The 11822-nt window shown below is 45.6% G+C and carries 9 protein-coding genes; 3 read left to right on the top strand and 6 right to left on the bottom strand.

Annotation, left to right across the window (positions count from 1 at the left end):
* Positions 1-288: 288 nt before the first annotated feature.
* The 6 genes from DHBDCA_RS08925 to DHBDCA_RS08900 form a co-directional block, all read right to left on the bottom strand.
* The gene (locus tag DHBDCA_RS08925; protein WP_015043896.1) at positions 289-789 is read right to left on the bottom strand and encodes a HyaD/HybD family hydrogenase maturation endopeptidase; all 501 of its coding nucleotides are present in this window, start codon (positions 787-789) and stop codon (positions 289-291) included.
* A gap of 117 nt (positions 790-906) precedes the next feature.
* Positions 907-1530, bottom strand: a complete 624-nt coding sequence (gene cybH, locus DHBDCA_RS08920) for a Ni/Fe-hydrogenase, b-type cytochrome subunit (RefSeq protein ID WP_015043895.1) — start codon at positions 1528-1530, stop codon at positions 907-909.
* A 20-nt stretch (positions 1531-1550) separates the two neighbouring features.
* Entirely contained in the window at positions 1551-3116 is a 1566-nt protein-coding gene (locus tag DHBDCA_RS08915; protein ID WP_015043894.1) for a nickel-dependent hydrogenase large subunit, read from the bottom strand.
* A gap of 3 nt (positions 3117-3119) precedes the next feature.
* Positions 3120-4199 (bottom strand): hydrogenase small subunit, encoded by a 1080-nt coding sequence (locus tag DHBDCA_RS08910; RefSeq protein ID WP_015043893.1) that lies wholly within the window; start codon positions 4197-4199, stop codon positions 3120-3122.
* Between the two features lie 354 nt (positions 4200-4553).
* On the bottom strand, positions 4554-4850 hold the full coding sequence (locus tag DHBDCA_RS08905; protein WP_015043892.1) for a LiaI-LiaF-like domain-containing protein: 297 nt from the start codon (positions 4848-4850) through the stop codon (positions 4554-4556).
* Positions 4847-5263 carry a PspC domain-containing protein gene (locus DHBDCA_RS08900; protein WP_015043891.1) on the bottom strand — a complete coding sequence of 139 codons (417 nt, stop codon included), beginning with the start codon at positions 5261-5263 and terminating at the stop codon, positions 4847-4849. Before DHBDCA_RS08900 ends, DHBDCA_RS08905 begins: the two co-directional genes overlap by 4 nt.
* Positions 5264-5603: 340 nt before the next feature.
* Here DHBDCA_RS08900 and DHBDCA_RS08895 point away from each other — a divergent pair, with 340 nt between their 5' ends.
* The 3 genes from DHBDCA_RS08895 to DHBDCA_RS08885 all read left to right on the top strand — a co-directional run bounded on the left by DHBDCA_RS08895 (position 5604) and on the right by DHBDCA_RS08885 (position 11589).
* On the top strand, positions 5604-9836 hold the full coding sequence (locus DHBDCA_RS08895; protein WP_242825013.1) for a 2-hydroxyacyl-CoA dehydratase: 4233 nt from the start codon (positions 5604-5606) through the stop codon (positions 9834-9836).
* 132 nt (positions 9837-9968) lie between these two features.
* Complete coding sequence (locus tag DHBDCA_RS08890; protein ID WP_015043889.1) at positions 9969-10586, top strand: DUF47 domain-containing protein; 618 nt, start codon at positions 9969-9971, stop codon at positions 10584-10586.
* A complete protein-coding gene (locus DHBDCA_RS08885; protein WP_015043888.1) occupies positions 10579-11589 on the top strand; it encodes an inorganic phosphate transporter in 1011 nt (336 codons plus the stop codon). Before DHBDCA_RS08890 ends, DHBDCA_RS08885 begins: the two co-directional genes overlap by 8 nt.
* Positions 11590-11822: the final 233 nt, after the last annotated feature.

Genomic DNA, 11822 nt, shown 5'->3' with positions numbered 1-11822 from the left:
GTTCACACGTTTTCGCGGAGTAACAGTTCAGTGGACTGTTGCTGACAGGAATCCCACCTTACTGCAAGCCGTCGTTTCGGATGGCACAATGTCGTCAACCTCAGCTTAGCTCAAAAACATGCTGATAACAGTCTAAAGCTATTATCAGCGTCATATCGGTTTAGACTGACTCTTGTCTAGGGGTTTACCCCAACATTTGACATAGAGCCACAAAAAGATACTGCCAATAGTATAACACTATTAGCAGTATCTTTTTAGATTTAAAGTTACGCTTGAAGCTCTTTATGCCTATTCGGCATGCGGAATATCCAGGAAGCTGGATGCGGCATTGATCTGGGCGAATTCCTTGAACATTTGTTCCTTGAGTCGCGGGAAAACCGCCTTAATCTCCTCGGACAGGTCCATGCCCCATTCAAGACTCTTCGGCTGAACACCGTAGATCAGGGTTTGGGGAGTATTTCCCAGAATGTCCGCCAGTGCAAGAACTTCCAGAATGCCCACCTGATGAAACGATACTTGGTACTTCTCCGGGAAAACCCGGATATCTTCCGGACAGAACCGGAAGACACTGCCAGGCTCTGTCTGGGCATTGATCGCATCCACGATGATCAGAAAATCAATTTCCTTGATCAGATGGACCAGTTCCAGACCGGCTGTTCCGCCTTCCAGCAGCTCGACATTGTCAGGAAGTTCTTCAGGCTTAAATTCATTTAAAAACTGAACGCCTAAGCCTTCGTCACTTAGTAAAACGTTCCCTACGCCCATCAGCATAATTTTTGGTGGAGTCATACCGTGAAGTCCTTTCCTAAAAAGTTTCGTAAAGTAAAGCTAGTAATACGATGATACTAGCTTTACTTTTAATATTATACGCAATATGATTGAATTAAATTTTTCAGCCTGTAAATATCAGCTTTTTATGACCGATTGATTTGCTTTGTTAGCGCCACCCTTTTCTTTCTTACCGGTTTTACCGAAGAACATCAGAAAAAACGCATCCTTAGCTTCAGTAAAGACAAGGTAAACATGAACAAAGATGATCGCAATAAACAACCACATCACAACATAGTGAATCCCTCTGACTGCAGCCAGGCTGCCAAGTGCTTGAGCAGCTCCTGAGAACTTCATCGGCAGATATAGAATGATCCCGGTGATGGCCTGAAAGACAGCCAGGACTGGTAATGCAATATAGGCACATTTCTGCAGTCCGTTGTACTTGTTGGTCTTTGGATGTTCCTTGCTGATAAACAGATAATATTTAATCTGGGGGATAAAGGTCTTCAGATCTAGCTTGTTCAGGAAAAACTCCTTATAATCTTTATTTTTCCCGAAAAAGGAGACATAGAAACGTACAACCCCATTGATCACCAGAATGTACATAAAGATAAAGTGGAGATTTCTGGCGGCATTCATATTGGCTCCCTGGAAAGGAGCATGGATGATAAAACCGGTCGAGATCAGGACCGCAAAGGTGATTAAGTTTATCCAGTGAGAGATTCGCTGGATAAGCGGATGATCAGATGCTTTAGCCATTTTTCGTTCCCTCTCTTTCCTTAGAAGCCGATATGGTATTTCTTGATTTCGTTGCTTTGCGGATCGATTAGGTGAATTGCACAAGCCAGACATGGGTCGTAGGAACGGATGACACGGACGACATTGATCGGATTGTCCGGATCCGGTACCGGTACCCCGATCATGGATTTGTCAACCGGGCCTAAAACACCGTTTCCATCTGTCGGTGAAAAGTTCCAAGTCGAGGGGACGACCATTTGGTAATTTGCTGTTTTATGATCTTCAACTTTGATCCAGTGGCCAAGCGAACCACGGGCAACTTCAATCAAGCCTGCGCCCTGACCGCTTGCGGGGATTTCCCAATGATCGGTATCATGGATCTTAAAGTTCGGCTTACCCATTTCGGCAATGAGGGAATCGACCCATTCGAGCATTTTCTTAGCCATAAGAATGGTTTCCACCGCCCGGGCGGCATGACGGGCGACAGCGCCGGGCTTAATGTTATATTTCGTAATAACGTCCATAAGCACTTTCGGCTGCATGACGAGCATACGGGCGAGCGGTCCGACTTCCATCGGTTTGCCGTCATAGCGCGGTGCTTTGACATAGGTATAGGCGTCCTTCTTATCCAAGTCAATAACAGTGTCTTCCTCATAAGGAGTTCTGCCTTTGTCGCTCTTGTACCAGGCATGCGTGATATCTTCAGTAATTTTGCCGCTATTGAGCTCATGAATCGTTCCAAAGTTATTATCAAGAACGATACCAGGTGTAAATAACAAGTCTTTTCCTTCTGCATCTCCGGCAAAGCCGCCATAAGACATGTAATTGCCATGACTGCCGCCAACGCCGGCCTGAGCCAAAGGCAGAAGCGGCCCGGTCCCGAAGGTCAGGACATCCTGGAGGTAGACATTTTCAACGAAGGCGATCTGCTCCATCAGCATGGAACGGTATTGGAAGACTTGTTCCAAAGTAGGCAGTATCGTGACGCCGCCGACGACGATCGAGGATTGGTGCGGTTGTTTGCCGGCAAATATTGCGGACATTTTCTTGGCTTTTGCCTGCATTTCCAAGGCTTTCAGGTAATGCGCAACAGCCATCGTAACGAGTTCAGGATCGCTGACACAATATTGATCGGGGTTGTAACGCGGTGTCAGAGGCGCTGTATCGTTAGCTGCAACCAGTTTTAAAATTTTGTCCTTAACGCCGTTTAAACCAGCGTCATTGCCTTTGTACTGGGCAATGGCCATGACATCCAGATAGTCCAAGGCAGATAGATGATAGAAATGGAGCGGATGATCATGCAAGAGCGTTGCGCCGTAAATCAGATTGCGAATAAGACGGCCGCCATAGGGGACTTCAGCACCAAAAGCAGCGTCCAAAGCCAGCGCGGAAGCTAAACCATGGACTGTCGAGCAGACGCCGCAGGCACGTTCCGTAACATAACTGGCATCTCTGGGATCACGACCGATAACCAAGTTTTCAAGGCCCCTGTACATAGTGCCTATGACACGGGAGTTAGAGACGACACCATTTTCGATCTCTACTTCTATTTTCAAGTGGCCTTCAATACGGGTAATGGGATCAATGACAATTTTTTGTGCAGACATTCCTTACTCCTCCTTATGTCCATGGTCTTTTTTGCCTAAACGGCCGGTTGCCGCCGTAGCTGCAAGATGAACGGCAAGGCCTGCAACGGCAACGCCTCCGATAATCTTGCCGGTAGCATCAGCATTGATTTGGCCGATGCCGGGAAGTTCAAAGCCTTCTTGTTTGTCATAAAGAGGACTGAAGGTTTTAAAGAATCCTGCCTCTGAACAACCGGAACATGGTGAACCGGCGTTGATACAGAAGTTGGTATTGTCGTTGTACCAAACCTGTGCGCAGTCGGTATACGTCTTCGGGCCTTTGCAGCCTTTCAGGATTAGACAATAGTCTTTTTGGGCCGGATCGTTCCAGTCTTTTAGATAGTTTCCGGCTTCAAATTGTCCACGGCGTGGGCAGTTGTCATGAAGCAGCTTGCCGTAGAAAACGACCGGCCGGGCCTGATCATCGAGCGGCGGAACCGTACCATAGGTCAGGTAGTAAACAATCGTTCCGAGCATGGTGGCCGGTTTGACCGGACAGCATGGGAGATTGATGACAGGAGTTGAAATGTTGTTTTGTTTCAACAGTTCACGGACGCCGACAGCGTCAACCTCACAGGCTCCGGGAATTCCGGCGCCATCGGTTGCGCAGCTGCCGACAGCAATAATGGCTTTAGCTTTCTTGGAAGCTTCCAGGACGGTTTCCCGGAAAGGTTTGCCGCCCACCATGCAATACCTGTCTTCCTTTGAGGGAATAGCTCCTTCGACGACGAGCACAAAGTTTTCTTTCAGGGCCTCCAGATAAGCTTCCTCGGCCTTATAGCCGGAAGCTGCCATAATGGTCTCATGATAACGGATCGAAAGCATATCCAGGACCACTTCAGCCGCTGACGGATTCAGTGTTGCCAAAAGTGACTCGGAACAGCCTGTGCATTCCATTCCATGAAGCCAGATTACCGGCGGTTTTTCCAAGGCAGTCTCAACAGCCTGAGTGACCTTGGGAGATACTGCAGCAGGGAGACCCAAAGCTGCCGTAGTCGCAGCCATCAATTTCAAAAAGCCGCGTCGGGATACTCCTCTTGCTGCCAGAGCATCAAATGTGTTCATTCTGCAATTCCTCCTCCACATGTCCAAAAAATAAAATTCTTACTTAATATAAAATAGGATAAAAATTATAAATATTTAGATAATACATTTTCGTAAAAATATATTATTGCAGTGAGCAATATACCGAAAAAAATCATCCAAATATATATAAAGTTTATCTATTTTCCAAAATTAATAAATGCAAGAAGCGTGCCAAAATATAAAACGGCTGAAAAGTTTGCAATAAGCCAACACGAAAAAGTCATAGTTCGATAAAAATTATTAAAATAGACAAAATGTTTATCTTTCTGATACGAATTGTATCATCTGGAGAGACATAAGAGCTTGCAAAAATACAACTTACGGTCAATGCAATCAATAAAGATGTTCCTGCAATTTAAATTCCGGGTAATTCAACGTGCTGTTATTCATTCCATAAATACCATAAAACATGATGCAGATGACGATGATGATCCAAACAATCATTTTCATCATGGAGTTCTTGTTAATCAATAAACTGACACCGGCACCAATCAATAGCAGAGGCCAGAGCTTCCAAAGTGATAGGAAAAAAGTCCCGATGATCGAAAACGAAAAAACGTCAAGATTACTAAGCAGCCAGATTACACCGACCAGAATGATCACCGCACCCAGGGTAATATTTTTTTTCATTGATGATCTCTCCTCGCAAACAATACGTAAACGCCAATAGCAATCAAACCTATGGGTAGCAGGATGTCGATGTCGAACCAGTCGAAGAGTCTGTCTGACAAAAATACAGCACCAACAATGATCAGCGCAATGCCAAATACTTTAAGGCTTTTGTCCTTATTGATGGCCTGATTATGATCATTATTTGGAATATCTGCCGAGTCAGCATTGTTCTGAGAATTGCCGAATGAGCCAAAAGGTTTTTGAGGAATCACTACCCAGCAGACGAGATAGGCAAGAATTCCGATCCCGGCAAAAAATGCGAGCAGCCAGATAATCCGTACAATCGTAGGATCTATTTCAAAATATTCCGCAATTCCAGAGCAGACCCCTGCAATCACTTTGTTTTGAGACCGATAGATTTGTTTACCCATGACCCATCCCCCTTAATCCAATTCAAAAGGAACTTACTTGATGGTTTGGCTTTTTCACGGAATCGAAAAGTCATTTTTTCATAAATCTATGGATTCTCATCATTTATATTCCAGCGGTTCTATTTTGAGAGCTCCATCTGTTCTGGGTAATAATATTCCATTGTGATTTCATAAGACTATATTAACACGAAGGACAGAATGTGGGTAGAAAAATTTATATTATTTTTCTAATAACTTCAGACAGTAAGGTAGACAATGAATAATAACCCCCTCAGATGGAAAAATAATTCTGCTGAATTTGTTTGAGGGGGAATGTAATCTGGATTCGCATCATCACAGAATCACTGACAAAGATAAGAATAACCTTCATGTTGGGATAGACATAGGTTCCACCACTGTTAAAATCGCTGTCTTAAATAAGGAAGGCGTTCTGTTGTTCAGCCGGTATACCCGGCATTATTCGGATATCTGGAGCACGTTGCAAAGGCTGGTGGATGAAGCCGGTCAGAAATATGCGGCATTTTCGCTGACGGTAGCAATTACAGGTTCAGGCGGACTGGCTGTGGCTGAACATCTGGACATTTCATTTATTCAGGAGGTCATTGCCGGAAGCAAAGCAGTGGATCGTTATCTGCCAGGAACGGATGTTGTCATTGAGCTTGGCGGAGAAGATGCGAAGATAACCTTTTTTGACAAGGGGTTTGATCAGCGGATGAACGGGATCTGTGCGGGAGGAACCGGTGCTTTTATTGATCAAATGGCTGTCCTGTTAAAGACGGATGCGGCTGGTCTGGATGCGCTGGCTGCCCATAGCCGGGTCATCTATCCGATTGCCGCCAGATGCGGGGTTTTTGCCAAAACCGATATTCAACCTCTCTTAAATGAAGGAGTCCGCAAGGAGGACATTGCAGCTTCGATCTTTCAGGCGGTTGTAAATCAGACCATCGGAGGGCTTGCCTGCGGACATAAAATTAAAGGGAAAGTTGGCTTCCTCGGAGGACCGCTTCACTTCCTGCCGCAGCTGCGAGTTCGGTTTCAGGAAACGTTGGGGCTGAAGGATGAAGATATGATTGTTCCGGGAAATTCCGAAGTTTATGTAGCTATCGGAGCGGCCCTCGCCTCTGCTCAGGATAAAGATATTACATTTGAACAGCTTGGTCAAAAATTGAAAACAGACAAAAAAAAGCTTCAGTATGAAACAGCCAGACTTGATCCACTTTTTGCAGATGAAGAGGAATACCGCGCGTTTGTAAGGCGGCATGCCCAAAATATTGTCAGCACAAATCAGCTGGAGATGTACCAGGGCCAATGTTTTTTAGGTCTGGATGTAGGATCTACCACGACAAAAGCTGTTTTGATAGATCCGCAAGGCACCCTTCTTTATTCCGCCTATACTAATAATGAAGGCAACCCTTTGGCTTCAGCAGTCAATATTCTGAAAGAACTATACAACAGGCTCCTGGAAAACACGAAAATTGCTTATTCTGCCGTGACTGGCTACGGAGAAAAACTGACTCAGGCGGCACTTTTTTTTGATATGGGGGAAGTCGAGACCATTGCTCATTACACAGCTGCCAATCATTTTCTGCCTGGAGTCAACCTGATTCTGGACATCGGCGGACAGGATATGAAATGCCTTAAAGTAAAAAACGGTGTGATTGAAAATATTATGCTAAATGAAGCCTGTTCATCCGGCTGCGGTTCTTTTATTGAAACATTTGCGAGGTCACTGGAAATGAATGTGGCGGATTTTGCCCGCAAAGGACTTTTGGCTCAAAATCCTGCCGATTTAGGATCGAGATGTACCGTTTTCATGAATTCCAAAGTAAAACAGGCCCAAAAAGAAGGCATGACGGTCGCGGATATTTCGGCAGGATTATCCTACTCCGTGATCAAAAACGCGCTCTATAAAGTAATTAAGTTAAAAAGCTCTGAGGAATTTGGTGAAAAGGTTATTGTCCAGGGAGGGACTTTCTTGAATGATGCTGTGGTTCGCAGCCTGGAACGGACCATTGGCCGAGAAGTCGTCCGTCCGGACATTGCCGGCCTCATGGGTGCCTTTGGTGCGGCCCTCTTGGCCAGGAACGCCTGGCGGGAGGGAGTGGTTACGTCGCTGCTTTCCCCAGATCAAATTAATAACTTTTCGGTGGAAGTCAGCGCAGCCCGCTGCGAAAACTGTCAGAACCACTGTTTACTTACGGTCAACTGTTTCGGTGACGGGCGCAGGCACATTACAGGAAACCGCTGTGAAAAAGGATCGGAACGCGATCAGACAGATGAAATTCCGGATCTCTATGCTTATAAACTGAACAGGATCTTTCATTATACGCCGCTGGCCAAAGAAAAAGCAGTCAGAGGAACCATCGGGATCCCAAGGGTTTTAAATATGTTCGAGAATTATCCTTTTTGGTTTACCTTTTTCACCCGTCTTGGTTTCCGGGTCGAGCTGTCGCCGGTTTCCACCCGGAAGGTTTATGAGGCGGGCATGGAGACAATTTCTTCAGATACCGTTTGTTATCCTGCCAAACTTGTTCACGGTCATATTGTGTCATTGATTAAACAAGGCGTGAAACTCATATTTTATCCCTGCATACCGAAGGAGAGAAAAGAAATAGCCGGGGCGGACAACTGCTTTAATTGCCCGGTGATCAACGCTTATCCGGAAGTGATCAAAGCCAACATGGACGAGTTGAAGCAAAGCGGTGTCCAATTCTGGAATCCTTTTCTGCCGTATGAAGATAAAAAAAAGCTTAGTAAGAGATTGTATGAAGAACTGAAACATTCAAGCATTACCCTTGCAGAAATCATCCAGGCCGTCGACGCAGCCTGGAATGAAGATCTGAATTTCAAACGGGATATCCGCAAAAAAGGAGAAGAGGTCTTGCAATGGCTTGCAGAAACAGGAAATCGCGGGATTGTCCTTTCCGGCAGGCCTTACCATCTGGATCAGGAAGTTAACCACGGCATACCTAAAGTCATCACGGCCCTCGGAATGGCAGTGCTTACAGAGGATTCGGTAGCCCATCTCGGAAAAGTCACCAGGCCACTCCGGGTTCTGGATCAGTGGATGTATCATTCCCGACTTTACGAAGCAGCAGATTTTGTTGCCGGAAGACCGGAGCTAGAGCTTGTCCAGTTAAACTCATTCGGCTGCGGGCCGGATTCGATTGCTGCGGAACAAGCCCAGGAAATTTTACATAAAGCCGATAAAATCTATACCATGATTAAAATAGATGAGGTCAGCAATCTGGGTGCAGTCAGAATAAGGCTTCGCTCGCTTAAAGCTGCGATGGATGCCAGAATAAAACATGATCATCCGATAGAGGGCCCGGCAAAGGGGTCAAATGCTGTCCATAGACCAATATTTACCAAGGAAATGCGTAAAACACATACCATTCTTGCTCCGCAGATGGCGCCGATCCATTTTGAATTTGCCCAGGAGGTCGCCCGTTCGGAGGGGTACCGTTTTGAAGTACTGGCTATAGTTGAAAAAGAGGATATTGAAGAGGGCTTGAAATATGTTAACAATGATTCCTGTTACCCTTCGGTTATTATTATCGGGCAGCTGTTAAGGGCGTTAAAATCCGGAAGATACGATCTGAACAACACCTCGGTCATTATAACCCAGACGGGGGGACCCTGCCGGGCCAGCAATTATTTGGGGCTATTAAAGAAAGCGCTTCAGGTCTCAGGACTGGAGCACATTCCGATACTTTCGCTCAATGTCGCAGGCTTGGAGAAAAATCCCGGATTTAAGTTGACGGTCTCCATGGCGGTCAAAGCAATCATGGCCATGCTTTACGGAGACCTGCTGATGAAGGTTTTCTACCGGGTAAGGCCTTATGAAACAAGTGCGGGAACAGCGGATCAGCTTCTGAGAAAGTGGATAGATATCTGCAAGATCAATGTTGCCAATGGAGACCGCAGCTTATTTCGTGAAAATCTGAAGGGAATTGTTCGGGATTTTGAAAATATTGAGATTATTCAGCAGAGAAAACCACGGGTTGGACTGGTCGGGGAGATCCTCGTAAAATTTCACCCTGCGGCGAATAACAACATGGCCGAGTTTATTGAAAAAGAAGGTGCAGAAATGGTAGTTCCGGGACTGATGGAGTTTTTTCTTTACTGCTGCTACGGGAAGGAATTTAACTATAGATATCTTGCCGGTAAGCGATCTTCCGGAGTCATCGGAAATCTGTTGGTCAAGTATACGGAAAGCTATCGTGGGGATTTAAGGGCTGCCTTAAAGAATAGTAAAAGATTCGATATCCCGCCAACGATTCAGGAGATGGCGGAAAGTGTCAAACCATTCCTTTCCCTGGGCAACCAAACCGGAGAGGGTTGGTTGCTGACTGCGGAAATGGTGGAACTAATCAAAAGCGGCGCCAACAATATTATCTGCATGCAGCCGTTTGCCTGTCTGCCGAATCATATTACCGGCAAAGGAATGATCAAGACCCTGAAAGAGCAGTATCCCCAGACCAATATTGTTGCCGTGGATTATGATCCCGGAGCCAGTGAAGTGAACCAGATCAATCGGATTAAGCTGATGCTAGAGAGAGCTTTTGGCTGAATCTTTCGGTCTATTCTACCCATTGTTTTAAGTGCCTGTTTTTTATAAATTTAAGTATCTTATCCTTGGGTCTTGTGCTAAGATAATGTGGGAAGATTTGACCAGGTTATGATAAAGGAGGAAGTAAAGACTGTGTCAAAAAAAGAAAACGACTTTTTTGTACTTATGAAGGAAAACGCGCAGCTTATTTGCGAAAGCTCGCTGGTATTAAAAGAAGCAGTTAAGGATCCCACCACTTTCCCGGTCAAGATGAAGGAACTCATTGATTTGGAACACCGTGCCGACGATATTACCAACAAGATCATTGATAACCTGAATAAGACACTGGTGACGCCAATGGACAGGGAAGACCTCTACTCATTGGCGACAAACATGGATGATATCATTGATTTTATTCAAGGCGCCTTGGAACGGATGATCATGTATAAAGCAACGCCACCCCACTCCGGGGTTGAAGAGCTGATTCGGGTTCTGGATGACTGCATTCATATTATTAAAATATCTGTGGACAACCTTCCCAGTATCCGCACCAAATTAAATCTTATTCTTGAAAACACAGAAAAAATTCATAAACTGGAAAGCGAGGGAGATCGTTTATACCGGAGTGAAGTAGGCAAGCTGTTTGAAAAAGAAAGCAATCCGATTGAAATCATTAAATGGAAAGAAATACTGGAACATCTGGAAGACGCCACGGACCGTTGTGAAGATCTTGCGCTTGTAATAAAAGGGGTCGTATTAAAATATGTCTAGTCTGCATATTGCATTATTCGTTGTCGTACTATTTGCGTTGGCATTTGATTTTATCAACGGATTTCATGATACTGCCAATGCCATAGCCACTTCGGTTTCGACAAGAGCGCTTACGCCAAGAACCGCAATCATTATGGCCGCGGTACTCAATTTTATCGGCGCGATGTACAGTACAGGGGTTGCCAAGACCATTGCAAAGGACATTGTCGATGCGAACAGTGTTACTTCCGAAGTGATGATCGCCGCACTGATCGGAGCGATTTTCTGGAATCTTTTGACATGGTATTTTGGTATTCCGAGCAGTTCTTCCCACGCGATTATTGGGGGAATCCTCGGAGCCGGGATCGCTGCAGCGGGACTCGGTGTTGTCCAGGGGGCCGGCATCAAGAAAATTATCTTGGCGCTGCTGTGCTCGCCGCTCGTCGGCATGGGACTCGGTTATCTGATCATGACCATTCTATATTACTTATTCCGCAATAAAGCGCCGATGAAAACGAACAGTATCTTCCGGAGGCTGCAGATGGTTTCAGCCGCACTACTTGCGTTTAACCACGGTTCCAATGATGCACAGAAATCCATGGGTATTATCACGCTGGCGCTTGTCGCCATGGGGGTACAGTCGACAATGGATGTTCCGCTCTGGGTAAAGCTCCTGTGCGGATTAGCCATTGCTTGTGGTACAGCAGTGGGTGGTTGGAGAATCATTCATACCCTTGGTGCTAAAATCTTTAAAATTGAGCCGATCAACGGATTTGCCGCAGACTTGTCATCCTCGATCGTTATCTGGGTAGCGACGGCGTTTCCGGGTCTCCATCTGCCGGTCAGTACCACGCACGTGGTATCCGGTTCCATTATGGGAGTAGGCGCTGCCAAACGTATTTCGGCCGTGCGCTGGGGCGTTGCGCAGCAGATGCTGATTGCCTGGTGTCTGACGATTCCTTCCACAGCAATCGTCGCAGCTCTGTCTTATTATCTGATTACACTCGTGGAGAGAATTCTCTGATCTAATATTCTAACGTAAGATACTGGAATTCTGCATCTTATATCGGATAAATGCCAGCTGATGCTATAGATGCTTTTATACAATCAGGTAAACAGATCGTAGATTCAGTCTTCTTTTAATCCTCAGGAGGGTAAGGGTTACTCGTCTGGGGATAGCTTCTTTTTCATCAGGGCTATTGAATAATTATGCACGATGAGGTATAATAATGCAATATTGCGTATTATTGAGATGAA

The sequence above is a fragment of the Dehalobacter sp. DCA genome (genome assembly GCF_000305775.1).
Lineage (GTDB): Bacteria > Bacillota > Desulfitobacteriia > Desulfitobacteriales > Syntrophobotulaceae > Dehalobacter > Dehalobacter alkaniphilus.
This window is presented reverse-complemented; position numbering and strand designations above follow the sequence as displayed.

Bases quoted from the DNA above. Each gene is read 5' to 3' on its own strand.
- DHBDCA_RS08925 (WP_015043896.1), bottom strand. From the start codon at position 789: ATGACTCCACCAAAAATTATGCTGATGGGCGTAGGGAACGTTTTACTA.
- cybH (WP_015043895.1), bottom strand. From the start codon at position 1,530: ATGGCTAAAGCATCTGATCATCCGCTTATCCAGCGAATCTCTCACTGG.
- DHBDCA_RS08915 (WP_015043894.1), bottom strand. From the start codon at position 3,116: ATGTCTGCACAAAAAATTGTCATTGATCCCATTACCCGTATTGAAGGC.
- DHBDCA_RS08910 (WP_015043893.1), bottom strand. From the start codon at position 4,199: ATGAACACATTTGATGCTCTGGCAGCAAGAGGAGTATCCCGACGCGGC.
- DHBDCA_RS08905 (WP_015043892.1), bottom strand. From the start codon at position 4,850: ATGAAAAAAAATATTACCCTGGGTGCGGTGATCATTCTGGTCGGTGTA.
- DHBDCA_RS08900 (WP_015043891.1), bottom strand. From the start codon at position 5,263: ATGGGTAAACAAATCTATCGGTCTCAAAACAAAGTGATTGCAGGGGTC.
- DHBDCA_RS08885 (WP_015043888.1), top strand. From the start codon at position 10,579: ATGTCTAGTCTGCATATTGCATTATTCGTTGTCGTACTATTTGCGTTG.